The 25,058-nt window shown below is 71.3% G+C and carries 22 protein-coding genes; 11 read left to right on the top strand and 11 right to left on the bottom strand.

Translation table 11 applies throughout. The annotated features are described in order from the left end of the window. Nucleotides 1-66 precede the first annotated feature (66 nt). Genes ACZ5LB_RS09630 through amrB form a run of 3 tightly spaced genes read left to right on the top strand, consistent with a single transcriptional unit; the run spans nucleotide 67 to nucleotide 3,752 of the window. Nucleotides 67-528: a (2Fe-2S)-binding protein gene (locus ACZ5LB_RS09630; RefSeq protein ID WP_464605979.1), complete on the top strand. Its 462-nt coding sequence runs from the start codon at nucleotides 67-69 to the stop codon at nucleotides 526-528. Then, nucleotides 525-2,615, top strand: a complete 2,091-nt coding sequence (locus ACZ5LB_RS09625; protein ID WP_464605978.1) for a xanthine dehydrogenase family protein molybdopterin-binding subunit — start codon at nucleotides 525-527, stop codon at nucleotides 2,613-2,615. The genes ACZ5LB_RS09630 and ACZ5LB_RS09625 overlap by 4 nt, the downstream gene beginning before the upstream one ends. A gap of 3 nt (nucleotides 2,616-2,618) precedes the next feature. After that, nucleotides 2,619-3,752 (top strand): AmmeMemoRadiSam system protein B, encoded by a 1,134-nt coding sequence (amrB, locus tag ACZ5LB_RS09620; RefSeq protein WP_464605977.1) that lies wholly within the window; start codon nucleotides 2,619-2,621, stop codon nucleotides 3,750-3,752. 24 nt (nucleotides 3,753-3,776) lie between these two features. On the opposite strand, the gene ACZ5LB_RS09615 is transcribed toward amrB, so the two are convergent. Next, nucleotides 3,777-4,571, bottom strand: a complete 795-nt coding sequence (locus ACZ5LB_RS09615) for an alpha/beta hydrolase family protein (protein WP_464605976.1) — start codon at nucleotides 4,569-4,571, stop codon at nucleotides 3,777-3,779. A gap of 218 nt (nucleotides 4,572-4,789) precedes the next feature. Between ACZ5LB_RS09615 and ACZ5LB_RS09610 the strand changes: the two genes are divergently transcribed. The 5 genes from ACZ5LB_RS09610 to ACZ5LB_RS09590 are packed head-to-tail and all read left to right on the top strand — an operon-like array spanning nucleotide 4,790 to nucleotide 7,804. After that, nucleotides 4,790-5,734, top strand: coding sequence for a CsgG/HfaB family protein (locus ACZ5LB_RS09610; RefSeq protein ID WP_464605975.1), 945 nt, complete (start codon nucleotides 4,790-4,792; stop codon nucleotides 5,732-5,734). Next, a complete protein-coding gene (locus ACZ5LB_RS09605; protein WP_464605974.1) occupies nucleotides 5,731-6,027 on the top strand; it encodes a hypothetical protein in 297 nt (98 codons plus the stop codon). Before ACZ5LB_RS09610 ends, ACZ5LB_RS09605 begins: the two co-directional genes overlap by 4 nt. Further along, on the top strand, nucleotides 6,024-6,389 hold the full coding sequence (locus tag ACZ5LB_RS09600) for a DUF4810 domain-containing protein (RefSeq protein ID WP_464605973.1): 366 nt from the start codon (nucleotides 6,024-6,026) through the stop codon (nucleotides 6,387-6,389). Before ACZ5LB_RS09605 ends, ACZ5LB_RS09600 begins: the two co-directional genes overlap by 4 nt. Next, nucleotides 6,386-7,048 (top strand): DUF799 domain-containing protein, encoded by a 663-nt coding sequence (locus tag ACZ5LB_RS09595; RefSeq protein WP_464605972.1) that lies wholly within the window; start codon nucleotides 6,386-6,388, stop codon nucleotides 7,046-7,048. The genes ACZ5LB_RS09600 and ACZ5LB_RS09595 overlap by 4 nt, the downstream gene beginning before the upstream one ends. Beyond that, nucleotides 7,049-7,804: a YdcF family protein gene (locus tag ACZ5LB_RS09590; protein WP_464605971.1), complete on the top strand. Its 756-nt coding sequence runs from the start codon at nucleotides 7,049-7,051 to the stop codon at nucleotides 7,802-7,804. Between the two features lie 3 nt (nucleotides 7,805-7,807). On the opposite strand, the gene ACZ5LB_RS09585 is transcribed toward ACZ5LB_RS09590, so the two are convergent. The 6 genes from ACZ5LB_RS09585 to ACZ5LB_RS09560 all read right to left on the bottom strand — a co-directional run bounded on the left by ACZ5LB_RS09585 (nucleotide 7,808) and on the right by ACZ5LB_RS09560 (nucleotide 16,852). After that, nucleotides 7,808-9,811, bottom strand: coding sequence for an ATP-binding protein (locus ACZ5LB_RS09585; protein ID WP_464605970.1), 2,004 nt, complete (start codon nucleotides 9,809-9,811; stop codon nucleotides 7,808-7,810). Next, nucleotides 9,811-10,647, bottom strand: coding sequence for an enoyl-CoA hydratase-related protein (locus ACZ5LB_RS09580; protein WP_464605969.1), 837 nt, complete (start codon nucleotides 10,645-10,647; stop codon nucleotides 9,811-9,813). Before ACZ5LB_RS09580 ends, ACZ5LB_RS09585 begins: the two co-directional genes overlap by 1 nt. Continuing rightward, on the bottom strand, nucleotides 10,644-12,500 hold the full coding sequence (locus ACZ5LB_RS09575) for an acyclic terpene utilization AtuA family protein (RefSeq protein WP_464605968.1): 1,857 nt from the start codon (nucleotides 12,498-12,500) through the stop codon (nucleotides 10,644-10,646). Before ACZ5LB_RS09575 ends, ACZ5LB_RS09580 begins: the two co-directional genes overlap by 4 nt. A gap of 7 nt (nucleotides 12,501-12,507) precedes the next feature. Further along, the gene (locus tag ACZ5LB_RS09570) at nucleotides 12,508-14,115 is read right to left on the bottom strand and encodes a carboxyl transferase domain-containing protein (RefSeq protein WP_464605967.1); all 1,608 of its coding nucleotides are present in this window, start codon (nucleotides 14,113-14,115) and stop codon (nucleotides 12,508-12,510) included. A gap of 2 nt (nucleotides 14,116-14,117) precedes the next feature. Continuing rightward, entirely contained in the window at nucleotides 14,118-15,263 is a 1,146-nt protein-coding gene (locus tag ACZ5LB_RS09565) for an acyl-CoA dehydrogenase family protein (RefSeq protein WP_464605966.1), read from the bottom strand. Nucleotides 15,264-15,565: 302 nt separating this feature from the next. Continuing rightward, on the bottom strand, nucleotides 15,566-16,852 hold the full coding sequence (locus ACZ5LB_RS09560) for a citrate synthase (RefSeq protein ID WP_464605965.1): 1,287 nt from the start codon (nucleotides 16,850-16,852) through the stop codon (nucleotides 15,566-15,568). A gap of 228 nt (nucleotides 16,853-17,080) precedes the next feature. Here ACZ5LB_RS09560 and ACZ5LB_RS09555 point away from each other — a divergent pair, with 228 nt between their 5' ends. Then, on the top strand, nucleotides 17,081-18,142 hold the full coding sequence (locus ACZ5LB_RS09555) for a bifunctional methionine sulfoxide reductase B/A protein (protein ID WP_464605964.1): 1,062 nt from the start codon (nucleotides 17,081-17,083) through the stop codon (nucleotides 18,140-18,142). A gap of 267 nt (nucleotides 18,143-18,409) precedes the next feature. Here ACZ5LB_RS09555 and ACZ5LB_RS09550 read toward each other — a convergent pair whose 3' ends face one another. The 4 genes from ACZ5LB_RS09550 to ACZ5LB_RS09535 all read right to left on the bottom strand — a co-directional run bounded on the left by ACZ5LB_RS09550 (nucleotide 18,410) and on the right by ACZ5LB_RS09535 (nucleotide 23,005). Beyond that, nucleotides 18,410-18,742: a GIY-YIG nuclease family protein gene (locus ACZ5LB_RS09550; RefSeq protein ID WP_464605963.1), complete on the bottom strand. Its 333-nt coding sequence runs from the start codon at nucleotides 18,740-18,742 to the stop codon at nucleotides 18,410-18,412. Continuing rightward, nucleotides 18,726-19,325: a DUF2239 family protein gene (locus ACZ5LB_RS09545; protein ID WP_464605962.1), complete on the bottom strand. Its 600-nt coding sequence runs from the start codon at nucleotides 19,323-19,325 to the stop codon at nucleotides 18,726-18,728. Before ACZ5LB_RS09545 ends, ACZ5LB_RS09550 begins: the two co-directional genes overlap by 17 nt. A gap of 78 nt (nucleotides 19,326-19,403) precedes the next feature. Continuing rightward, nucleotides 19,404-21,524 carry a virginiamycin B lyase family protein gene (locus tag ACZ5LB_RS09540; protein WP_464605961.1) on the bottom strand — a complete coding sequence of 707 codons (2,121 nt, stop codon included), beginning with the start codon at nucleotides 21,522-21,524 and terminating at the stop codon, nucleotides 19,404-19,406. 110 nt (nucleotides 21,525-21,634) lie between these two features. Beyond that, nucleotides 21,635-23,005 (bottom strand): MFS transporter, encoded by a 1,371-nt coding sequence (locus ACZ5LB_RS09535; RefSeq protein WP_464605960.1) that lies wholly within the window; start codon nucleotides 23,003-23,005, stop codon nucleotides 21,635-21,637. A gap of 104 nt (nucleotides 23,006-23,109) precedes the next feature. On the opposite strand from ACZ5LB_RS09535, the gene ACZ5LB_RS09530 reads away from it, so the two are divergent. Further along, a complete protein-coding gene (locus tag ACZ5LB_RS09530; RefSeq protein WP_464605959.1) occupies nucleotides 23,110-24,096 on the top strand; it encodes a fumarylacetoacetate hydrolase family protein in 987 nt (328 codons plus the stop codon). Then, nucleotides 24,093-24,935, top strand: a complete 843-nt coding sequence (locus ACZ5LB_RS09525) for a flavin reductase family protein (protein ID WP_464605958.1) — start codon at nucleotides 24,093-24,095, stop codon at nucleotides 24,933-24,935. The genes ACZ5LB_RS09530 and ACZ5LB_RS09525 overlap by 4 nt, the downstream gene beginning before the upstream one ends. Nucleotides 24,936-25,058: the final 123 nt, after the last annotated feature.

Genomic DNA, 25,058 nt, shown 5'->3' with positions numbered 1-25,058 from the left:
CCGGGTGGTCAGGTTTCCACCATACACGCCTTGCGTGGGTGAGGATAATGGGTTCGCGGAGGTCCCATGGCGATCTCATTCAATCTCAACGGGAAGAAGGTCTCCGTGGACGCCGCCGGGTCCCGGATGCTGGCCTACGTGATCCGCGGCGACCTGGGCCTCACGGGGACCAAGGTGGGCTGCGGGGCCGGCATCTGCGGCGCGTGCACGGTGCTGGTGGACGGCGAGGCCGTGCGGTCCTGCTCCACGCCCCTGGAGGCCGTGGCCGGCAGGGAGGTGCTCACCATCGAGGGGCTGGCCTCCGGCGCGCTCCATCCCTTGCAGGAGGCCTTCCTGGCCCATACCGCCTTCCAGTGCGGCTTCTGCACCCCCGGCATGATCCTCAACGCCTGCGCCCTGCTGCGCAAGAACCCGAAGCCGACCCGGGAGCAGATCGCCCAGGCCATGGAGGGCAACCTCTGCCGCTGCGGGACCCACGCCCGGATCCTGGACGCCGTCCAGCAGGCCGCCGCGGGAGGTGGGAAATGAAGCGCCGGGACTTCCTCAGGACCGCCGGGGCGGCGGGGATCTTCATCTCCTTCCCGGTGTTCGGGCAGGAGCCGGAGCGGGTGCCGGCCAAGCTTCCCGGCTACCCCGCCGACTTCAACGCCTACCTCCGCATCGGCCCCGATGGGCGCGTGGGCTGCTTCGTGGGCAAGGTGGAGATGGGGCAGGGCACCATGACCAGCCTGGCCCAGCTGGCCGCCGAGGAGCTCGACGTGCCCCTGGACCGCGTGGACATGACCCTGGGCGACACGGACCTCTGCCCCTGGGACATCGGCACCTTCGGGTCCCTGAGCATCTGGCAGTTCGGGCCCGTGCTCCGCGCCGCGGCGGCCGAGGCCCGGGCCGTCCTGGTGCAGCTGGCCTCGGAGCGCCTGGGCGAGCCCCCGCAGCGCCTCCGGGTGGATGAGGGGGTGGTGTCCGTGGCGGGCGACCACTCCCGCCGCGTCACCTACGGCCAGCTGGCCGGCGGCGGGCGGATCGAGCGCCACGTGCGCGGGGTCCAGGTGAAGGCCGCTTCCGACTTCAAGGTCGTGGGCAAGGACGCCAGGCGCCTCGACGGGCTGCGCAAGGTCACCGGCGCGGCCACGTACGCCGCGGACTTCATCCTGCCGGGCATGCTCCACGCCTGCGTGCTCCGGCCCCCGGCCCACGGGGCCCGGCTGGCCTCGGTGGACACGTCGGCCGCCGAGCGGCTCCCCGGCGTGCGGGTGGTGCGGGACGGGGACCTGGTGGCGGTGCTGCACGCCCGGCCCGACCTGGCCCGGGAGGCCCTTGGGCACGTGAAGGCCACCTTCCTCCCATCGCCCTCCACCCTGGACAACGCCACCCTCTACGAGCACCTTTCCAAGGCCGCGCCCCCGCCCAAGACCGTCGCGGCCAAGGGCTCCCTGGAAGCCGGCGAGGCCGCCGGGTCCCGGACGCTCGAGGCCGTCTACCGCCACGCCTACGGCGCCCACGCGGCCATCGAGCCCCACGCCGCCGTGGCCAGCTGGGAAGGGGGGCGCGTGACGGTGCGGGCCTCCACCCAGGCCCCCTTCATCGTCAAGTCGCAGGTGGCCCAGGCCCTGGGCGTGCCGGCCAAGGACGTGCACATCGCCGCCCCCTTCGTGGGTGGTGGCTTCGGCGGCAAGACCGAGGGCCCCCAGGCCGTGGAGGCCGCGCGCCTGGCCCGGGCCGTGGGCTGCCCCGTGATGGTGGCCTGGGACCGCCGGGAGGAATTCCACCTGGACACCTTCCGCCCCGCCGCGGTGGTGACGGTGCGCTCCGGCCTGGACAAGGCCGGACGCATCCCCTTCTGGGACCACCTGGTCATCGGCGCCGGCGACGGGGAGTCCCCCACCTTCTACGACATCCCCCACCAGCGCATCCGCGCCGCCGGAAGCTGGTACGGGACCAACCCCGCGGGCATGCACCCCTTCGCGGTCGGCGCCTGGCGCGCGCCCGCCTCCAACACCAACGTCTTCGCCCGGGAGTCCCACATGGATGCCCTGGCCGCCCTGGCCAAGGCCGATCCGTTGGCGTTCCGCCTCGCGCACATCCGGGACCCGCGCCTGGCGGCCGCCCTCGGGGAGGCGGCGAAGGCCTTCGGCTGGAAGCCGGCCCCCGCCCCCAGCGGCCGGGGCTTCGGCGTGGCCTGCGCCATCCACCGCAACACCGTGGTGGCGGCCATGGCCGAGGTGGCCGTGGACCGCGGGACCGGAGCCGTGACCGTCAAGCGCGTCACCGTGGCCCAGGACATGGGCGTGGTGGTCAACCCCACCGGGGCGCGCCAGCAGGTGGAGGGCTGCGTGACCATGGGCCTGGGCTACGCCCTGCACGAGGAGGTGCGCTTCCGCAACGGCGAGGTGCTGGACGTGAACCTGGACACCTACCACATCCCGCGGTTCTCCGACGTGCCGCCCGTGGAGACGATCCTGATCCCCAACCCCAGGCTGGTGGCCCAGGGCGGCGGCGAGCCCGCCATCATCGTCATGGGCGCCCTCATCGCAAACGCCATCCACGACGCCGTGGGCGTGCGCCTGAGGGAGCTGCCCATGACGCCGGAGCGGGTGCGGAAGGCGCTAGAATAAGTCATGCGAACCTATCTGATCCATTGCGCGGCCTTCGGACTGACGGCGGTCCTTTCCGCCCAGGGGGCCCCGAAGCCCCCGGCCGCGCCTCCCACCCTGGAGGAGACCCGCGGGGCCATGGGCATCCCCTCGGCCGGGGACCTGCGCGGCCAGAAGGACACCGTGGGCTTCGCGTCCCGGGCCGACCAGATGGCCCGGGTCTGGGACCTGTCGGCGGCGCCGCCCGCGCCCGAAAGGCTGGGTCCCAGGCCCGCGCCCGGGGTGGCGGGGGTCATCTGCCCGCACGACGACTATCTGTATGCGGGACGCATCTACCGGGAGCTCCTGCCCCTGGTGAAGGCTCGCACGGTGGTGCTGGTGGGCGTCTTCCACGGGTACCGGCGGTACGGCGCCCGGGACGTGATGGCCTTCGACCCCTACCGCGCCTGGCGTTCCCCCGACGGGGAGATCCGGGTGTCGGCCCTGCGGGACGAGGTGCTGGCGGGGTTGCCGCCGGGCGACGCCGTCCGCGACGCCGCCTGGGCCGACAGCGAGCATTCCCTGGAGGCCATCGCCTACTGGCTCAAGCACCAGGACCCCGCCGTGGAGATCCTTCCCGTCATTCTTCCCTCGGCCTCCTTCGAGCGCCTCCAGGCCATGGCCGGGCGCTTCGGCTCGGCCCTGGCGGCGGCCATGGGCCGGCGGGGCTGGACCCTGGGCCGGGACGTGGCCGTGGTCATCTCCTCGGACGGCGTCCACTACGGCGCCGACTTCCGCTACACCCCCTACGGCGAGGGCGGCGTCGTCCCCTTCCAGAAGGCCATGGACCGCGACCGCCAACTCCTGCGGGGCCCCCTGGCGGGCCCCGTGAACGCAGCCAAGGCGCGGGACGTCTTCGAGGCGATGGTGGACCCGGCCCGGCCCGACACCTACCGCATGCCCTGGTGCGGGCGCTTCTCGGTCCCCTTCGGCCTGATGGCCCTGGAGGCCGCCTCCCGCGCCCTGGGCCTGGCGGCCCCGACGGGCATGCCCATCGCCTTCGGCGCCTCCGTGGACGTGCCCGAACTGCCCGTGAAGGCCCTGGGCATGGGAGCGACGGCCCCCGCCAACCTCTACCACTTCGTCAGCTATCCGGCCGTGGCCTACGTGAACGACTGACCCGCGTCCGCGCACAGGGGCCCTTCAAAGCGCCGCCAGGGTCGCCTCCATCGCCCGGCGAAGCGCCGCGGGCGGTTCGGCCGGGAAGGGGTGGGTGGAGCCGAAGGTGTGGTCGCCGCCCTCCACCACCACCAGGCGCGCCCCGGCCTTCTCCAGGCGCCGGGCGTGGGCCAGGGGCACGGCGGGATCGGCGCTGCCGTGGATGGCGGTGGCCCTGCCGCCCCCGGCCACGAAGCGCGCCAGGGCGGCCTCCACGTCCAGGTCCTTCCGGTGGGCCTCCCAGTCCTCCAGGAGGGCCGCGCCCAGGCGCATGGCCTGCCCGGTGCGGGCGTTGCGCGCCTCCACGAAGCCGTTCCGGCGCCAGGCCTCCTCCTGGCCCCGGAAGCCGTGGAGGTCCTCCAGGCCGGCCAGGGAGGCCCAGGTGACCACGCTGGAGACGCCCTCGGAGGCCAGCAGGGCGATGGCGCCGCCCCGGCTGTGGCCCAGGAGCGACACGCGCCCGGCGCCGGGGAGGGCCTTGGCGGCCCGGACCACCGCGCGCAGCTCCTCCACCTCCCGGGTGAAGGTGTTGGCCTGGAAGCGCTCCAGTTCGGTGAAGGCCTGCGGGTCCGCGCCGATGCCGTTGTGGCTGAAGTTGAACCTGAGGCAGGACACGCCGGCCTCCGCGCAGCGCCCGGCCACCCAGGGCCAGCACCCCCAGTCCATGAAACCCTTGAAGCCATGCACGAGCACCACCACGTGGCCGGGGGCCGCGGCGGGGGTGAGCGCGGCCGCCAGGGGAAAATCAACACCTGGAAGCGTCAGTGTTTCCATTTTCATGGGATTCCCCTTGATCCGGTTGACCCTGGGGCGGACCTGCCCCATGCTCAGATCATCGCACCCGCAGGCCCGCCATGTCCCACCCGACCCGCAAGGACGACCCCATCCCCGGCAGCCGGACCCATCGGAACCTTTGGGCGGCGGGGGGCATTCCTTGGGGGATCCCCTGGCCGGCAACTGCGATTCCTTGCACACGGATCCTCCGAGAGGTGAACCCCATGAAGACCCTGACGTCCCTGGCCGCGCTCCTGCTCCTCGCGGGCTGCGCGACGGTCTCCACGCCGAAGTACGAGCCCGCGCAGGCGCCCGCGTCCGGACCGGTGGCCGCGGTGCCCCCGGCGGGCAAGGTGCTGCGCCGGAAGATCGCCGTGGCGCGCTTCACCAACGAGACCCGGTACGGGAAATCCCTCCTGGTGGACCAGAACGACGATCCCCTGGGCAAGCAGGCTTCGGACATGGTGACCAACCGGCTCATCGCCTCGGGCCAGTTCCTGGTCTTCGAGCGCCCCGACCTGCAGAAGGTCCGCAAGGAGCAGCACCTTTCCGGCCAGGAGAACCTGGTGGGCGTGGACACCCTCCTGGTGGGGGCCGTCACGGAGTTCGGGCGCAGCGACTCGGGCAAGGTGGGCTTCCTCAGCGCCACCCGGAACCAGGTGGCCCGGGCCAAGGTGGAGGCCCGGCTCCTGGACGTGCGCACCGGCCAGGCCTTCTTCACCGCCACGGGCACCGGGGAGGCCAACACCGAGACCGGCAGCATCGCCGGCTACGGAAGCCGGGCCGACTACGACGCCACGCTCAACGACCGCGCCATCGGCGCGGCGGTGTCGGACCTGATGAACACCCTCGTGCGGACCCTCGGGGAGCGCCCCTGGACCAGCGACATCCTGAAGGTGGAAGGCACCCGCGCCTTCGTCTCGGGCGGCGAGCGCCAGGGGCTCAAGGTGGGCGACGCGCTGTCCGTCATGCTGCAGGGACCCAAGGTCAAGAGCCAGCAGACCGGGTTCGAGATCACCCTGCCCGGCACCCGGGTGGCGGGCCTGAAGGTGGTGTCCCTGTTCGGGGATTCCGAGGCCAACGAGGGCGCCGTCTGCGACGTGGTGGACGGGTCCATCCCGGCCTCCGGCACCCTGTACGTCACCGACGCCAAGGAGACCCGCAAATGAGAATCGCCGTCCTGGCCCTGCCCCTGCTTCTCCTGGCCTGCGCCGACCCGGTCACCGTCACCCGCGCCGTGGACGACCGCCCCACGATCCTCGTGCAGGGCGCCCCCAAGGGGGCCGTCCTCTTCGTGGACGGCAAGCCCGTGGGCAGCGCCTCCGCCTATGCCGGCGATCCCGGCGTGCTCCGGGTGGAACCCGGCACCCATGTTTTCGAGGTCCGGCTCGGGGAGACGCTGCTGATGTCCCGGAAGGTGTTCCTGGGCGGCGGAGAGCAGCGGACCCTGGACGTCCGATGAGGGCATGGGCGTCCCTGGCCCTGGCGTTCGCGCTGGGGTGCGCCGCCCCCGCCACCCGCCCCGGCTTCGACTGGGGCGGCTACGAGGAGAGCCTCCACCGCCTCGTGCGCAATCCCGGCGGCCTGGAGGCCTACGGGGCCTCCCTGCGCAAGACGATCGAACGCAATCCCGACGGGACCCGCGTGCCCCCGGGCCTCTACGCGGAGTACGGCTACGTGCTCCTCCTTTCGGGCCGGAAGGCCGAGGCCGCCGAGTTCTTCACCAAGGAGAAGACCCGGTGGCCGGAAGCCACCGTGATCATGGACCGCATGCTCCGCGCATGCGCGCCGCCCCCGGCCGAACCCGCGAAGGATCCGTCATGAGGCGCCTGGCCCTGGTCCCGCCCCTCCTGGCCCTCCTCGCCGGATGCGTTCCGCCCGCCGCCGCCCCCGTCAAGGACTACGCGAAGCTCCGCGCGGAGGATCCCGCCTCCATCCTCGTGGTGCCCGTGGTCAACCGCAGCGTGGACGTGACGGCGGCCGACCTTTTCCTTTCGACCCTCACGGTGCCCCTGGCCAACCGCGGCTACTACGTGTTCCCGGTCTACCTGGTCAAGCGGCTCATGGAGGACGACGGCCTGGGGGACGCGGGCATGGTCCACCAGGCGGATCCCCGCAGGCTGGGCGAGCTCTTCGGGGCCGACGCCATCCTCTACGTCACCATCAACCGGTGGGACGCGAAGTACGCGGTGCTCGCCACCAGCGTCGAGGTGGAATTCGATTACGTGCTGAAAAGCGGCAGGACCGGGGAGGAACTCTGGAAGGCCCACCAGGCTTGGACCTACGTCCCCAGTTCCAATTCCACCGGCAACGCCCTGGCGGACCTGGTCTCCATGGCCGTCACCGCCTCCATCGCCAAGGCCGCGCCCGATTTCATGCCCCTGGCCCGCAGCGCCAACCACAAGGCCTTCGACCCGCCCCACCAGGGGCTGCCCGCGGGGCCCCATTCCCCGCAGCACGGCACGGACAAGGGGGAATACTAGATGAGTCTTTTCAATCTGGCCAAGACCGCGGGATTCCTCGCCATGCCCGCGGGACTGGTGTGGGTGGCCATCCTGGGCCTGGCGTTCCTCCTGGTGCGGCGCCGGCAGTGGTACCCAGGCGTCGTCGCCCTGGGGATCTGGCTCGCCTACGGCCTCGCCGGCAATTTCTACGTGGGGACCGCGCTCATGGCGGGGCTGGAGCGCACCGTGCCCGCCCCGGAGGCCGGGAGCCGGGAACCCTTTGACGCCGTCTTCGTCCTGGGCGGCGGCACCGAACTGGATCCTTCGGGCCGGCCCATCCTGGGCGAAGCGGGGGACCGTGTCCTCGCCGCCGCCCGCCTCTGGCACGCGGGCCAGGCCCGGGTGCTCGTGGCCAGCGGCGCGGGCCTGGACGTGGTGACCGGGGCCCGCGACCTGGGGGAGGAGACCCGCGCCATCTGGCTCGCCCTGGGCATACCCGACAGCGCCATCGTGCGGGTGCCGGAGCCCTGCATGAACACGCGCCAGGAGATCGCCGCCTACCGCAGGCTCCAGGACGCCAGGCACTGGCAGCGGCTGGCCCTGGTCACCTCCGCCAGCCACCTGCCCAGGGCCCTTCGCCTGGCGGAAAAGGCGGGCCTGGCGTTCACCCCGGTGGGGGCCGAATGGCACGGCCGGCGGCGCCCCTTCCAGATCCAGCGGCTGGTGCCGTCGGGGGAGGGGTTCCGCCTGGTGGCGAACGCGTGCTGGGAATACCTGGGCCTGCGGCTGGCCTGAGGCTCACGCCAGGACGGCCACCGTCCCCGGACCCTGCAGCACCTGCCCCGGCTCCACGCAGACCTCGGCCACCGTGCCCGCCCGGGGCGCGGTGATCTCGAACTGCATCTTCATGGACTCCAGCACGAACATCAGCTGGCCCTGCTCCACCGCCTCGCCCTTGGCCACGAGGCATTCCAGGATCCTCCCGGCCATGGGGGCCGCCACCTCGCCCCCGTCCGCGGCCCGCTCGGGGCCGGGGGCCAGGTCGGCGCAGGGGTCCTCCAGGCGCAGGGTTTCGCCGAACACGGCCACCGCCATGGCGGCCCCCCCCAGGCGGCAGGCGCGCAGGGGCAGGGCGGGATCGGCCTCGCCCGCCGCGGCCAGGGCCCGGGCCAGGCCGGGACCCCGCTCCCCGGGGCGGGCGGGGGCGTCCAGCAGCCGGCGCAGGATGGGCCCGCGCAGGGTGAACAGGTCCGGGCCGCCCTCCAGGTGGAAGATGTCCTTCTCCAGGGCGCTGCCCGTGCGGAGTTCCGGGTTGCCGGCCTGGGCCTTGAACCGCCCGGCGGGGCCAGGGCCGGGGGCACCGGCGCCGCGGAAGGCCATGGCCAGGGCCTCCCGGAAGGCCGGGGAACGGAAGAACGCGAGCCAGGGCGCGGGCATGAGGGGGGCGTTGAGGCGCTCCAGGTTCCCCTGGATCCAGTCCGTGGCCTCCCGGCCGGCGAGGTAGTCCTCGGAGCGGGCCACGGCCTGCAGGAAGGGGAGGTTGGTGGTGCAGCCCAGGACGGTGAAGTCCTCCAGGGCCTCCGCCAGGCGCGCCACCGCGGCGGCCCGGTCCGGGCCCCACACCACGAGCTTGGCGATCATGGAATCGAACCCCGCGTTGACGAACCCGCCCTGGGCCACGCCGGAATCCACGCGGACGCCGGGGCCCGCGGGTTCCACGTAGACCTTCAGGGGGCCGGGGGTGGGCAGGAACCCGTTGCGGGGGTCCTCCGCCAGCACCCGGGCCTCCAGGGCCACGCCCCGGGGCTCGGGCAGGGCGAAGACGGCGGGGTCGCCCAGGGACGCGGGCCAGGCGCCCTCGGCCAGATCCAGCTGCGCCAGGACCAGGTCCACCCCGTAGGCCAGCTCGGTCACGGGGTGCTCCACCTGGAGCCGGGTGTTCATCTCGAGGAAATGGAAGGCGCCCTCCCCGTCCAGCAGGAACTCCACGGTGCCCGCGCCCCGGTAGGCGGTGCGGCGCACCAGGGCCAGGGCGGCCCGGCCAAGGGCCTCCCGCAGCGCGGGGTCCGCCGCGGGGCTGGGGGCCTCCTCCAGCACCTTCTGGTGGCGGCGCTGCAGGGAGCATTCGCGCTCCCCCAGGAAGACGCCGCCGCCATGGCCGTCCCCGAACACCTGGGCCTCCAGGTGCCGGGGGGACCGCAGGAGGCGTTCCACGAACACGGTGCCGTCCCCGAAGCTGGCCAGGGCCTCCCGGGAGGCCCGTTCGACGGCGTCGGGGAGGTCCGCGGCGGCCTCCACCACCCGCATGCCGCGCCCGCCGCCGCCGCCGCTGGCCTTGACGAGGTAGGGGGGGAGGATGCCCCGCCCGGCCAGGGCCTCCGGCCACGCCGGGGCGGGCAGGGCCGCCAGCTCCTGCGAAAGGAGGGCCTCCAGCACCGGGACCCCGCAGGCCCTGGCCACGGCCTTGGCGGACTCCTTGCCGCCCAGGGCGACCATGTTTTCCGGGGTGGGGCCCACGAACCGGATCCCGGCCTTCTCCACGGCCCGGGCGAAGGCGGCGTTCTCCGAGAGGTAGCCGTAGCCCGGGTGCAGCAGGTGGGCGCCCCAGCCCAGGGCGGCCTCCACGATGGCGGCGCCGTCCAGGAACCCCTCCACCTCGAGCACCGCGTCCGCCTCCCGGCGCACGGGGCTGCCCGCGTCGCCGGAGGTGGACACCACCGCCACCTCCCAGCCCCGGGCGCGGCCCGCCCGGAGGATGCGGCGGGCGATCTCACCCCGGTTGGCGATGACCAGGCGGCGCATCAGGGCCTCCAGGGGGGCGGGGTCTTGCGGAAGTAGGCCTGGAGGCCCTCCTGCCCCTCCGCGGACATGCGCGCGGCGGCGATGGTGTGGGCGGTGAATTCGAAGAGCTCGGGATCCGGCAGCGGCGCGATGCGGCGCAGCAGTTCCTTCGTGGACCGGGCCGCCCGGGGCCCGGCGGCCAGGAACTCCCGGAGGACGCGGGTCAAGGCCTCCTCGTGGGTTTCGGAGGGGTCGATGAGGCGCTGGACCAGGCCCGCCTCCAGGGCCTCGGCGCCGTGGACCCGGCGCCCGGTGAGCATGAGGGGGCCGGCGGCGGCCAGGCCCAGCTTGCGCACCACGAAGGGCCCGATCACCGACGGCACCAGGCCCAGCATCACCTCGGAGGTGGCGAAGAGCGCCGAAGGCTCGGCCAGCACGAAGTCGCTGCACACCGTCAGGCCCAGGCCCCCGCCGATGGCGGCACCCCGCACGCAGCACACCACCGGCGCGGGAAAGGAGGCGAGGCGCGTGAACATGCGGCCCAGTTCCCGGGCGTTCTCCAGGTTCTGCTCCTGGACCGCGGCGCCCTGTTCCTTCATGTAGGCCAGGTCGGCCCCGGAACAGAACACGGACCCCTCGCCCTCCACCAGCAGGAGCCGCATGCGCGCCGGGTCCTGGATGGCGGCCAGCTCCGCCATGGCCAGGGACAGCTCCCGGATCATGGACGCGTCGAAGGCGTTGCACACCTGGGGCCGGGTGAGCACCAGGCGCTTGACCCCGTGGGCCAGGGCCTCAACCCGCAGGGTGCGGCCCAGGAAGGCGTCGCCCTCCCTGGGGAACGCGGCGAGCGGCGTCACGTGCGGCTCCCTTCCGGCACGAGCTCGCCGGGGCAGGGGCGGTTCTCGGGGGCGATGGTGGCCAGGAGCGCCGCCGGCACCTCCACCTCGCACCGGAGCAGGGCCTGGGCGAGGGTCTTGCCCTGGGCGTCCTGGTGGAGGCTCACGGTGCCGCCGCCCCCCAGGGTCTCCTCCAGCAGGAAATTGAGGGCCCAGAGCCGGGGGACCGGGTGACGCTCCACCCGCCCGCGGCAGTGGCTCCCGAACCAGTCCCGCACCCTTTCGGCCGTGACGTGGTCCCGGAGCCAGGCGTAGCAGGGCCCGGAGCGGCCGATGAGGCCGATGTTGGCGGTGTCGCCCTTGTCGCCGCTCCGGGCGTGGGCGATGCGCATGAGGGGCACCCGCACCTGGGCGCCGGCGCCGGGGGCCAGGGTCCAGGGGTCGGTGGCGTCGAAGGGGGTGGTCCCGGCCCCTTCGCTCTCGGGCCAGGCCAGGGGGCCCGAGTCCCAGGTGACCCTGCCGTCCTCCAGGAGCCGCGCCTGGCCGAGCACGAGGCCCCGTGGCACCAGGGCCGGCCAGTAGCTGACGACCTCGGAAAGGGCCGGGGCCCCGCCGGTCACCGCCACCCCGGGCGGGCCCGACAGGATCATGGCGGGCAGGAGCTTGCGGAAGGCCTGCAGGTCGGCGGCGGCGGCGGCCCGGGCCGAGAGGCGCAGGAGGATCTCCTGGGGCCGGTGGCGGGGCGTGAGGGCCCGGTGGGTGGAATCGTCGCCCACGAACTCCGTGCAGGTGGCGGCCAGGGGCCCTTCGGCCTCGCACCGCTTCCAGAACGTCGAGGCCAGGACCTCCGCCTTGGCGCGGGCGTCGGGCCCGGAGACGATGAGGGAGCCTTGCGACTTCCAGCCGTCGGCATAGGCGATGCTGACCTTCAGCAGGTCCGTGGGGGGCCGGCCCTGGACGCGCTCGACCCGGACCCGGTCGGGCCCGTCCTCGCGCAGGTCCACCGTGGAGAAGTCGGCCACCACGTCCGGGGTGAGGTAGGTGCGGGGGTGCCCCATCTCGTAGAGGAGCTGCTCGCGCACGGTCTGGCACGTGACGAGGCCGCCGGTGCCGGGGTGCTTGGTCACGGTGAAGGTGCCGTCCCGGCGGCACTCCACGATGGGGTACCCGATGTCGACGAAGGAGGGGACCTTCCTCCAGTCGGTGAAGTTGCCGCCTGTGGCCTGGGCGCCGCACTCGATGATGTGCCCGGCGATGATGCCGCTGGCCAGGTGGTCGTAGTCCCCCGGCCCCCAGCCGAACTCGTGGATGAGGGGAGCCAGGGTGATGCCGGTGTCGGTGACCCGGCCGCAGATGACCACGTGGGGGTCCCGGGCCAGGGCCGCGGCCACGGGCATGGCGCCGAAGTAGGCGTTGGCGGCCAGGATCCGGTCCGCCACCGGGGCCAGGGGCTGGCCGGTCTCCATGTGCCGCAGCTCCACCCCCGAGGCCAGGAGCCCGGGAATGCGGGGCGCGATGTCGTCGCCGTCCACCACCGCGATGCGCAGGCTGAGCCCCCGGGCCCGGGCCGCCGCGGCCAGGGCCTCGGCGCAGCCCGAGGGATTGACCCCTCCGGCGTTGGTGATGATCCGGATGCCCTTGGCCAGGATCTCCTCCAGGAGCGGATCGATCTGGGTGATGAAGTCCCGGGCGTAGCCCAGGGCGGGGTCCCGGGACATCTGCTTGCGCAGGATGCTCATGGTCACTTCGGCGAGGTAGTCGATGGAGATGTAGTGGAGCTCCAGGGCGCCCCGCACCTGGCGCCGCAGGGCCCAGGGGTCGTCCCCCCAGTAGCCGCCGGCGTTGGCGATGCGGACAATCTTCCTTTCGGTCATGGCTTCCTCACATTCGCAGCACGCCCAGGCGGGTGTCGGGAACCGGGGCGCAGAGGGTGGTGGCCAGGGTCGCCGCGAGCCAGCCCCGGGTGTCGCGCATGTCCATGACGCCGTCGTCCCAGAGGCGGGCGGAAGCGTAGGTGGGGTGTCCCTCCCGCTCGTACTTTTCCCGGATGGGACCGGCGATGGCCTCGGCGCCGGCCTCGTCCAGGGTGCGTCCCTCGCGCTCGAGCTGGTCGCGCTTGACGGTGGTGAGCACCTGGGCGGCCTGTTCCCCGCCCATGACGGAGATGCGGGAGGTGGGCCAGGTCCAGAGGAAGCGCGGACCGTAGGCGCGTCCGCACATGCCGTAGTTCCCCGCGCCGAAGCTGCCGCCCAGGATGAGGGTGATCTTGGGCACCTGGGCGGTGGCGACGGCGTGGACCATCTTGGCGCCGTCCTTGGCGATGCCGGCCCGCTCCACCTGGGCGCCCACCATGAACCCAGTGATGTTCTGCAGGAAGACCAGGGGGATTTTCTGGGAGGTGCACAGCTCGATGAAGTGGGCGGCCTTGAGGGCGCTCTCCCCGAAGAGCACGCCGTTGTTGGCCACCAGGCCGCAGGGCATGCCCTCCACGTGGGCGAAGCCCGTCACCAGGGTCGTGGCGTAGCGCTCCTTGAATTCGAAGAGCCGGCTGCCGTCCACCACCCGCGCGATCACCTCCCGCACGTCGCTGCGCCGCCGGAGGTCCCGCGGCCACGCGCCCAGGATCTCGAGGGGGTCGTAGGCGGGGGGCTCGGGGCTGCGCAGGGCCGCCTGGGCCGCGGGGGCGGGCCCCAGGTGCCCCACCAGCTCCCGGAGGATCCCGATGGCCTGCTCGTCGTTGGCGGCGAAGTGGTCCGCCACGCCGGAAAGCTCGGTGTGCACCCGCGCGCCGCCCAGGTATTCCGCGGGGACGTCCTCCCCCGTGGCGGCCTTCACCAGGGGCGGGCCGCCCAGGAAGATGGTGCCCGTGCCGTCGACGATGACGGTCTGGTCGCTCATGGCGGGCACGTAGGCCCCGCCCGCGGTGCAGCTCCCCATGACCGCCGAGATCTGGGGGATGCCCGCGGCGGAGAGCATGGCCTGGTTGTAGAAGATCCGCCCGAAGTGGTCCCGGTCCGGGAAGACTTCCGCCTGCAACGGCAGGAAGGCCCCGCCGCTGTCCACCAGGTAGAGGCAGGGCAGGCGGTTCTCCAGGGCGATCTCCTGGGCCCGCAGGTGCTTTTTCACCGTCAGGGGGTAGTAGGTGCCCCCCTTCACCGTGGCGTCGTTGGCGACGATCATGCAGGGGCGGCCCTGGACCATGCCCACCCCCGTCACCAGGCCCGCCGCCGGTACCGGGTCGTCGTAGACACCCGAGGCCGCGAACAGCCCGACCTCCAGGAAGGGCGTGGCCGCGTCGCACAGGAGGGCGATGCGGTCCCGCACGAAGAGCTTGCCCTGGGCGGCGTGGCGGGCCCGGGCCTTCTCGTCCCCGCCCCGGCGGAGCCGCTCCTTCTCCCGGCGGAGCTCCTCGCACAGCGCGAGGTTGTGCGCGTGGTTCCGGCGGAAGGCTTCGGAGGCGGGCTTGAGGTGGCTTTGGATGAGCGTCACCCTCAATACTCCTTGAGGACGTGGCGGGCGATGACCATGCGCTGGATCTCGCTGGTGCCTTCCCCGATGGTGCACAGCTTGACGTCCCGGTAGAACTTCTCCACCGGGTAGTCCTTGATGTAGCCGTAGCCGCCGTGGATCTGCACGGCCTCCTCCGCCACCCGGCAGGCCACCTCCGAGGCATGGAGCTTGGCCATGGCCGCGGCCTTGGCGTAGGGCAGGCCCTGGTCCTTGAGGGTGGCCGCCTTGTACACCAGGAGCCGCGCCGCCTCGATGCCCACCTGCATGTCGGCGAGCTTGTGCTGGATGGCCTGGTGCTCGGCGAGGAACTTGCCGAAGGTCCTGCGGATGGAGGCGTACTTCACCGAGGCCTCGAAGGCCCCCTGGGCCATGCCCAGGGCCAGGGCGGCGATGCCGATGCGGCCGCCGTCCAAGGTCTTCATGGCCTGCTTGAAACCCACGCCCTCCTCTCCCAGGAGGTTGGCCGCGGGCACCTTCACCTCCTCCAGGATGAGCTCGGAGGTGTCGCTGGCGCGCATGCCCAGCTTGTTTTCCTGCTTGCCGGCCCGGAAACCCGGCGTGTCCTTCTCCACGATGAAGGCGCTGATGCCCTCCGCGCCCGCCCCGCCCCGGGTGCGGGCCATGACCACGCAGACCCCGCCCACGGTGCCGTGGGTGGCGAAGTTCTTGGAGCCGTTCAGCACCCAGTGGTCACCCTCCCTGCGCGCCGTGGTGCGCAGGGCCCCCGCGTCGCTGCCGGCCTCGGCCTCGGTGAGGGCCCAGGCTCCCAGCATCCGGCCCGAGGCCAGAGGCTTGAGGTACCGCTCCAGCTGGTCCGGCGTGCCCTGGGTGTAGATGTGGTTGGAGCACAGGCTGTTGTGGGCGGCCACGCTGAGCCCCACGCTGCCGTCCACCCGGGACAGCTCCTCCACGACCACCGCGTATTCCAGGTAGCCCATGCCCGCCCCGTCGAACTCCTCGGGGAAGAACACGCCCAGCATCCCCATCTCGCCCAGGTGGGCCATGACCTCCGCGGGGAAGATCCGCTCCTCGTCCCAGGTCATGACGTGGGGGCGGATCTCGTTCTGGGCGAACCTGCGCACCTCCTCGCGGAGGGCCTCGACGTGCTCGGGCAGGGTGAAATCCACGGGATCCCTCGGAATGGGTTGGTTCGGGTTGGGAAAACCGGGCACCGGTGCGGGGAAATGGCCTGTGCCTCCGGGAAGGTACAGACACTATACCGATTGGCCGGGAAGTGACCAGAACTGATTGCGTTCCCGTCTCAACGAGGCCTCGACAAAGCACTATTGATGATTAATCTCTACCCGTTCAGCCGGGTCCTGACGTCCCCACCCGCCCCTGGACGCGTCCGTCAGCTTTCCTCCGTCCCACGGGGGAAAGCGATCTTCCGACACGATCGTTGGAACGCGGTTGAACGGTTACGCCACTCCTACCTTTCGAACAGCGGCACGTAGTGGTTCAGCGTGGGCCCCTGGTAGATCTGCCGGGGGCGGTAGATGCGGCTGTCGCCGGCCTCGGCCACTTCCCGGTAGTTGGCGATCCACCCCGGCATTCGCCCGATGGCGAAGATGACGGTGAACATCTCGGTGGGGATGCCGATGGCGCGCATGATGATGCCGCTGTAGAAGTCCACGTTGGGGTAGAGGCGGCGCTCGATGAAGTAGGGGTCGTTGAGCGCGGTCTCCTCCAGCTTCTTGGCGATGTCCAGCAGGGGGTCGCTGATGCCCATCTTGGAGAGGAGCTCGTCGCACTTGCGCTTGATGATGCGGGCCCGGGGGTCGTAGTTCTTGTAGACCCGGTGGCCGAAGCCCATGAGCTTGGCGCCGTGGTTCTTGTGCTTGACCTTGTCCAGGAAGAGCGTCCCGTCGTCCTTGTCGGCGCGGATCTCCTTGAGCATCTCGATGACGGCCTGGTTGGCTCCGCCGTGCAGGGGGCCCCACAGGGCGCAGACGCCCGCGGAGGCCGAGGCGAACAGGTTGGCCTTGCTGGAGGCCACCATGCGCACCGTGGCGGTGGAGCAGTTCTGCTCGTGGTCGGCGTGCAGGAGGAAGATGAGGTCCAGGGCGTCCACCACGGCGGGATCCAGCTCGTAGTCCTCGTCGGGCTCGGAGAACATCATGTGCAGGAAGTTCTCCGTGAACATGTACTTCTTCTTGGGGTAGATGGAAGGCAGGCCCCGGGACTTGCGGAAGGCGTAGGCGGCCAGGGTGCGCACCTGCGAGAGGAGGTGGGCGGCCTGGATCTCGAAGCGCTCGGCGTCGTAGTCGGTGTTGAGCTCGGGCAGGAAGCAGCCGGCGGCGTTGATCATGGCCGACAGGATGGCCATGGGATGGGCCGAGGAGGGGAAGCCCTCGAAGTGGAACTTCATGTCCTCGTGGATCATCTGGTACTTCGTGAGGAGGCCCGAGAAGCGCAGGCGCTCGGTCTCGGTGGGAAGCTTGCCGAAGATGATCAGGTAGGCGGCCTGCACGAAGGTGGAGCCCTCGGCCAGTTCCTCGATGGGGATGCCCCGGTAGCGGAGGATGCCCTTCTCGCCGTCGATGAAGGTGATCCGGCTCTGGCAGCTGCCGGTGTTCCCGTAGGACTCATCGTAGGTGATGTAGCCCGTCTTCGCGCGGAGATCCCGGATGTCGAGGGCCCGTTCAGCTTCGGTCCCGTCGATGATCGGAAGGTCGATCACCTTGCCGTCCAGTTCCAGTTTCGCCGTGTTGGTCATGAATTCCTCGCAGGTGGCTGTAGGGGAGCATTCTATACGGGAGACCGGGAAGGAAGGCTCCCGAATGTTGGGCGGCCCGGATACGGCAAGGCCCCGCGGGGCCGCGGGGCCGGGGTGGCTCCTTCCAAACTAACTGAAGTTGAGCCTCTCTCGCAAGAAATGCTCCATGAAGTTGAGATCCCGTCACAATGGAACCCTATCGGGCACCCCAAGGACGAGGAGCTGGCCATGGGAACGAGAAACGCGGTACTGCTGGGGGTCATCCTGGTGGGGCTCGGCGCCCTGGGAGCGGTGAGCCTGTCGGGCGGTCATGGAACGGGAACGAAGGAAAGGGAGGCGCGTGTGGAGCAGGGCGGCAAAAAGACCAAGGAAGAGCTCAAGAAGATCCTCACCCCGGAGCAGTACCGGGTCACCCAGGAGGCCGGGACGGAGGCCCCCTTCACCGGGGAGTACTGGAACGCCAAGGGGGAGGGCATATACGTGGACGTGGTGTCCGGGGAGGCCCTCTTCTCCTCCAAGGACAAGTTCGATTCCGGCTGCGGGTGGCCCAGCTTCACCAAACCCCTGGAACCCGGGGAGGTGGTGGAGCGCCGGGATGTGAGCCACGGCATGGTGCGCACCGAGGTGCGCTCGAAGAACGCCGACTCGCACCTGGGCCACGTCTTCGACGACGGGCCGGCCCCCACCGGGCAGCGGTACTGCATCAACAGCGCCTCCCTGCGCTTCGTGCCGGTGGCGGACATGGAGGCCAGGGGCTATGGCAAATACCTGCCACTATTCGGGTTGAACCCATCTCCCCGGGAGGTGGCCACCCTCGCCGGGGGCTGCTTCTGGGGCATGGAGGACCTGGTCCGGGAGCGCCCCGGGGTCATCAAGACCCTCGTGGGTTACACCGGCGGCACCACGCGAAACCCGGTGTACGAGGACGTCCACACCGGCACCACCGGCCACGCGGAGGCCATCGAGGTCACCTTCGACCCCACGAAGACCACCTATGAAGCCCTCCTCAAGTTCTTCTTCACCATCCACGACCCCACCACCCCCAACCGCCAGGGCAACGACATCGGCACCCAGTACCGCTCGGCGATCTTCTACCACGACGAGGCCCAGCGGAAGACCGCCGAGAAGGTCAAGGCCGAGGTGGAGGCCTCCGGGAAGTGGAAGCGCCCCATCACCACCCAGATCGCCGAGGCCACGACCTTCTGGCCCGCCGAGGACTACCACCAGGACTACCTGAAAAAGCACCCGGGCGGCTACACCTGCCACTTCGTGCGGCCCTTCTCGTTCTAGGAGGCTGTCCAAGTATTCCTCGGCCCCGCGATGATGGCACCGGCCATGGCAAGACAAGGCACGCGAGGAGAGCGATTCGGGTAATCGTTCGACGAGCGAAACGCGGGATTGCCGTGGCCGCTGCCATCACCCGAAGGGCGGCGCCTGGAAGCCCGCTTCTCGTGTGCAAGCCCCTTGAAAATATGACCTATATTTCCTGCGGGTCTTGCGCTCGATAATCGGGCTTCCAGACGCCGTCGCGGGGTCGAGTAATACTTGGACAGCCTCCTATTCCTCCGCCAGGCGCCGCGCCCACGCCGCCTGGCGTTCCTTGAGGGTCTCCTTCAGGACGAAGGGGGCCAGGTCCTCGGCCAGCACCTCCAGGATCACGTAGTCGAAGGCCGCCGCCCCATGCCGGTCCCACGCGGCCTGCAGGCCCTTGTCCAGGTGCCGGCGGTCCTCCAGCGTGTGCCAGAGGCCGTTGCGGGTGGTGTCCAGATCCTTGGCGGCGCCGGCCCAGGCCCGGCCCGAGGCGATGTGCCGGACCGCGTAGATGCCGGGCCTGGGTTTGCGCTCCTTGTAGGCGCGCAGGGCGGCCTTGCGGTCAAACGTCTGATTCATCGTTTCCTCCCTTGAATCCCGCCAGGCAGGGGCCGGCCAGGACCAGCGCGTGCTGTCGCACGTCCCCGGGCCACGGGGCCACCTGGGCCTGGAACCGGGCGGCGTCCCCGGCGAACAGGGCTCGGGTGGCTTCCTCGAAGCCCGGAAGATCGCCGCCCAGGGCCGCCATGAACCGGTAGGCCGCCTCCTGGGCGGAGCGCCGACGATCCGCGTCCTTGCCGGCGCGGCGGGCCTCCTCCACCAGCTTGCGCAGCGCCACCGAGGCGCCGCCGGGCTGGGCGGTCAGCCATTCCCAGTGCCTCGGCAGCAGGGTCACCTCCCGGGGCACCACCCCGAGCTTCGGACGGCCCCGGCCCCGGGGCGGCTCCGGCGGCGGCGCCAGGCGGGCCAGCAGGTCCGCCTCGGTGCCCCGCAGGTCCAGGTCGATGACCCGGCCGTCGGCGTCGTCGAACACCAGGGCCTGGCCCCGAGGGTCGGCCTCCAGGGCGCGCCGCACCGCCACGGCCACCGTGGCCAGGGAACCCGCCGCAAGCCGCCGGGTGCCCAGGAACGCGGTGCATGTGAGGGGGATGGGGGTTTCCACGGGGCGTCTCCAGAGGTCTGGGACGATTTTACCCGGATAAAAAACCCGTGCAAGAAATTTACCCGGATAAAAAGGGCGCTACCGCCAGTGCTCGGCGATGGGGTAGGCGGTCATGACGATCTGGAGCTCCTGGCCCTCCACCTGGTGCCGCTCCGTGATCACCCGGAACCACCGGGTGGGGTGGACGCCGAGGCGGTCCCGGTAGGTGCCCACGATCTCCGGGCTTTCGCAGACGGTCTGGAAGCCGCCGTCGGGCGCGGTCACCCGGGCGATTGCTCCGGAACCCAGCATTCCCCGGGCGACCAGGGTCGCCAGCGCCTGCGGATCCATCCATTTCGCGGCCCACCGCCCGTTGGCGTCCGGGGCGCCGCCATGGCGGACCAGGCTGTGCCGGACCGCGCCGGGGGTCAGGAGCACATCCTGGGTTTCCAACAGGTCCAGCAGGCCGTCCAGCTCGTCCGTTGGGGGTGTGGCCGGGCCGGGGGCCGGCGCCTCCTTGGGCTCGATGGACAGGCGGGCCAGGAGCGCCTTTTCGGCCGCCTCGACGCGGCGCTGGTGCAGGGCGTGGCGTTCCTCCCGGCTCAGCGTCTTCGCCGTGGTGACCGGCCGGGGCTGGTAGGTGGGCACCTCCCAGGAGGAGGACGAGGAGCTGGTTTCACGGCTCGCGGGAAGGGCCGGGGCCTTCCGTTCGTCCTGTTTGGACTCGGCGGCTTCCCGGGCCAGGTGATCGGCGTGGCCCGGGTCCAGCACCGTCGCCGCGCGCAGCGCCGCGCGGATCGAGCCGATGGCGTTCCGCCCTTCCAGGGTGAAGAGCATGCGGCCATCCCTCGCTGGGACGATTTCCAGGGGCCGGCTGCCTTTGGGAAGGGGGAACCAGGTGATGGGGCCGCCGGAAGCGATGCGCCCGATGCGTTCCCCGGCCGTGTCGGTGAACCACATGCAGCCGTCGGGACCGGGAGCGATCCCGTGCGGCTGGGGCCTAGCTCCGTCCAGGACATGCACCCTGCATGCCTTGCCGTTGGGGGCGATTTCACCGACGCCGGGCGTCCCGGTCTGGACGAACCAGATGCGGCCACCGTGACCCTGCACCATGCGCCGGGGCCGGCTTCCCGGGGGGAGCGCGAAGGAGTACGGCTCTTCCGTCGGCCCCCGATGGAAGAGGATCGCGCCATGCTCGGGAATGGCGAAGGCCACCTCCGTGCCCTGGGGGCTGGACACCGCCAGGGATCCGGCCGCCTCGGACACGCGGCGGTACCCCAGGTTGCGGAACGAGAACGTGCCCCTGGCGATATCGTGGCTGACGCACCAGGCCCGGTCGGAAAGCGAGATCCACACGTCACCGTCGGACCCGGCCACCACTTGGCTGGGCGGGGTCGGAACGTCCTTCTTCCAGGTGGAGAACCGGATGGGGGCGCCGGTGACGGCCGCGCCGTCCCCCGTCTGGGCGATGCCCACGAGTTGGTCGCCGACGGTCCACAGCCGTCCCAGGCTGTCCGTGACGACGGCATGGAGACGGGTGTCACCATTGGCCGGCATGGCGTGGAAAAGCCCGGTGCCCGAGACGTTCTCCAGCGTCGGATCGTCGCCCCTGGACCAGAAGATGCGGCCATCGAGGTCACAGGCGAGGTTGCGCACCGGGCCCCGGTCCTCCAGCCCAGGCTGGCCCAGATGGAGCGTCTTCACGTGCCCGATCTCCTCGTCCTGCCCGACCTCGAAAAAGGGATGGCGCCGGGTGCCGGACAGGTCGAGGCCGGTCGCGCCGCCGATGTCGGCGCAGAAGAGGCGGGCGCCCTCCAGCTTCGCCCCGGTCAGGTTGGCGCCTCCCAGCTGGGCCAGGGTGAGGTCTGCGCCGCGCAGGTCCGCGCCGCGCAGGTCGAGGCGCCGGAGGTCGGCCCCGCGCAGGTCCGCCCCGCGCAGGTCCGCCCCGGCCCGCAGGTGCAGGCCCCGCAGCGTCAGGTCGGTGAGGACTCCGCCCACGGGGGGCGCGGTCGTTTCCGTGCCGCGGCCGGGAAGCTTGAAGTCCTTGAGATCCGCAAGAAGGGCGCGCATGAGCGCTTCGGTCGCGGGATCGCCGACTGCCTCCGGGGCCTTGGGGCCGGGAGGGACCGGATCCATGGCGGGCAGGGAAAGCGCCCCCGGCGCCAGAAGGGCCGCGAGCAGGGCCGCCCGGTGTCGGCGGGTCGAATCGTGGAAACGCATGGCTTGAAGTCCTCGGGGCAGGGCGGGGCCATGCCCTGCGGGCTGGGGTTCGAGCGCGGCCCCAAGGGGTTACATGGTTCCAGATCGAAAGGAGTTCCCGCAGCCGCCGGCTAATTGCCCGGGTTGTGGCTGGTCTTGAAATCCTTGCCGAGCCACCCCCTGGCCAGGATCAGCAGGACGGTGGTGACCATGGACACCAGGCCGAACACCAGCCACATGGTTCCGGTGCGCCCCGGGCCGCCTTCGGGGCACCAGCGGGCCAGGGCGGTGCCGGCGTAGAAGCTCACCAGCATCTTGGTGAGGAACCAGGGGAACTGGGCCACGCCCATGTACGCGCCGGTGCGTCCCTCGGGGGCGATCTCCGCGGCGTACTGCAGGAACCGGGGCTGCCACATGGCCTCGCCGATGCTCATCAGCACGATGTAGGCCAGGAGGCCCGCCGGGGTGGGGCCCAGGGCCAGGATGAAGGTGGGGCTGGCCATGACGGCGGTGCCCAGGATCATCATGGTGTAGACCTTCACGCGGGTGGTGAGCGCGGCCACCACGGGGCAGAGCACGAAGACCAGCAGGGTGTTCAGGCTGCTGGCGGCCTCGAAGTGCGTGCCCACCCAGGTGCCGGCGAAGGCCCGGCTGACGTAGGGCGCGAAGAGCAGCCAGTTGTAGGCGAACAGGGTCTGCACGGGGATCAGGCAGAAAATGAAGAAGGAGAACTTCGGGTCGGCCAAGGGGTGGTTGCGCAGCCAGTGCATGAGGCCGCCCGAGGGCCCCGCGCCGGCGGGTGCCGGGGGCGCCTCCTGGGCCGCGAGGCCCGCGGCCAGGGCCTCCCGTTCGGTCCGGCGGCTCAAGAGGATCATCAGCGCCGCCAGGCTCACCAGCGTGACGGCCGCGTAGAAGACGTAGGCGCCCCGGATGCCCCAGTGGGTGCGCACGGGCGTCATGAAGGTGGGCAGCCACCCGCCCAGGTTCATCACGGCGTACAGCATGGCGTAGCCCATGCCGGCGGTGGCCGGCGTGGTGAACTTGCGGATGGCCGCGTAGCCGGCGGGGTAGCACATTCCGTAGCCCGTCATTACCAGGGTGATGGCCAGGGCTCCGGTCAGCGCGAAGGGCGTCAGGAAGCCGCCGCCGCGCAGCCCCAGGTAGGGCGCCAGGGCCAGCAGCGCGCGCCCGGCGAACATGATGCACAGGGCCACGATGAAGGTCCGGCGAAGGCCCCAGGCGTCGGCGCGGCCGCCGAAGAACAGCATGGAGATGGTGATGCCCCAGGTGAGGAAGCCCACCATAAGTCCGGCCTTGGGATCCGACAGGCCGCCGTACTGGTTGAAGTACATGTGGAGGTAGATGACCATCCCGAAGTAGACGAACCCCTCCAGGAAGCTCAGGAGGTTCACGGCCCACAGGGCCCGGGGCGCGTGCACCAGGTCGATGAACGGCTGGATGATCTGGTTCAGGGGGGACGGTTCCACAGGGGGCGCGGCCACGGGCATCTCCGGACAAGGGGGTAGGGAACTGTACCACGGCCGCGGACGGCGATTTCGACTGCCCGTGAGTCTCAGTCTGGTCTAGACTTTGCCCAGGAGTGTCCATGAAGCTGGTTACCTTTCTGCACAACGGCCAGGAGCGCATCGGCGCCGTCACCGGCGGCGGGCGCATCCTCGACTTCCATGCGGCCGACAAGCGCCTGGCCGTGGACATGCTCACCCTCATCCGCAAGCAGGACACGCTGATGCCCCTGGCCCGGGCCCTGGCGGCCAAGGCCCCCGCGGCGGCCTTCCTGGACGCGGGACAGGTGACGCTCCTGGCGCCCGTGCCCCGGCCCCTTTCCATGCGGGACGGCTACGCCTTCCGCCAGCACGTGTCCACCGCCCGGCGCAACCGCGGGCTGGAGATGATCCCCGAGTTCGACCAGTTTCCCGTCACCTACTTCACGAACCATCAGGCCGTCACGGGTCCCGGCCCCGTGGAGGTGCAGGAGCACCACCTGGACCGCCTGGACTACGAACTCGAAGTGGCCGTGGTCACCGGGTACCCCCTGAAGAACGCCACCCTCGCCCAGGCCGACGCGGCCATCTTCGGCTTCATGGTCATGAACGACTGGAGCGCCCGGCGCCTCCAGATGGAGGAGATGAAGCTCTCCCTGGGCCCGTGCAAGGGCAAGGATTTCGCCACGAGCCTGGGGCCCTGGCTGGTGACGTGCGACGAGCTCCCCCTGGAGCCCACGCCCCAGGGGCGGGTGCTCCAGGCGCGCATGACGGCCTCGGTGAACGGACGGCTCCTCAGCGACGGCGAGGCCTCCTCCATGAACTGGACCTTCGCGCAGATCCTCCAGCGCACCTCCTACGGCGTGCAGGTGAACCCCGGCGAGGTGGTGGGCAGCGGCACCGTGGGCACCGGGTGCCTCCTGGAGCTCAACGGCTCCAAGGTCACCGACAACCTGTGGCTGAAGGAAGGGGATTTCGTGGTAATGGAGGTGCAGGGCCTGGGCCGCCTGGAGAACACCGTGGCCCGGGCCGAGGGCATCGGACTGCCGCCGGAGCTGGTGGCCCTGGGGCCCCGGAGCCCGCTGCCGTGAAGACGATCCTGCCGGAGGACCTGACTCCCACCGCCACCAATGCCCTGCTCACGGGCGGCGTGGGGCCCCGGCCCATCGCCCTGGCCAGCACCGTCTCCGGGCGCGGGGAAAGGAACCTGGCGCCCTTCAGCTTCTTCAACGCCTTCGGAAGCAACCCGCCCATGGTGGCCTTCGCCCCCAACCGCCGCGCGCGGGACGGGACGGTGAAGGACACCTACCGCAACGCCACCGCCACCGGCGAATTCGTCATCGCGGCGGTGAGCTTCGCCATGCTCCAGCAGATGAACGTGGCCAGCGCCGACTACCCCGGGGACGTGGACGAGTTCGTGAAGTCGGGCCTCACGCCCCTGCCGGCGCGGTTCGTGGCGCCGGCCCTGGTGGGGGAGTCGCCCTTCCAGATGGAATGCCGCCTGCACCGGGAGGTGGAACTGGGCTCAGGCCCCGGGTCGGGCCTGATGCTCATCGGGGAGGTCCTGGCCTTCCACGTGCGGGAGGACTGCCTGGACCTGCATCCGGACCGCCTGGACCTCGTGGGGCGCAACGGCGGGGCCTTCTACACCCGGGCCTCGGGCCACGCCATCCTCCAGGTGGCGAAGCCCGCGGGCCGGCCCATCGGCTACGACGCCCTGCCGGACGTCCTCAAGCGCAGCCGGATCCTCACGGGCAACGACCTGGGCCGCCTGGCCAACTCCGCGGACCTGCCCGACCCCGGCCACGCCGCGGCCCTCCGGGACGATCCCCGCGACGCGGAGGGGCTGGAGCGGGCGATCCACCTGGCGCTGCAACGGGAGGACCTCCCGGAGGCCTGGCGGCTGGCGGGGAGGCGGCAGGTGCTTTAGGAGGCTGTCCACGTATTCTTCGGCCCCGCGATGATGGCACCGGCCATGGCAAGACAAGGCACGCGAGGAGAGCGATTCGGGTAATCGTTCGACGAGCGTAACGCGGGATTGCCGTGGCCGCTG

The organism is Mesoterricola sp. MK458 (genome assembly GCF_055384935.1).
Note: the sequence above shows the minus strand (reverse complement) of the source record. Positions and strands in the feature narration are given on the sequence as shown.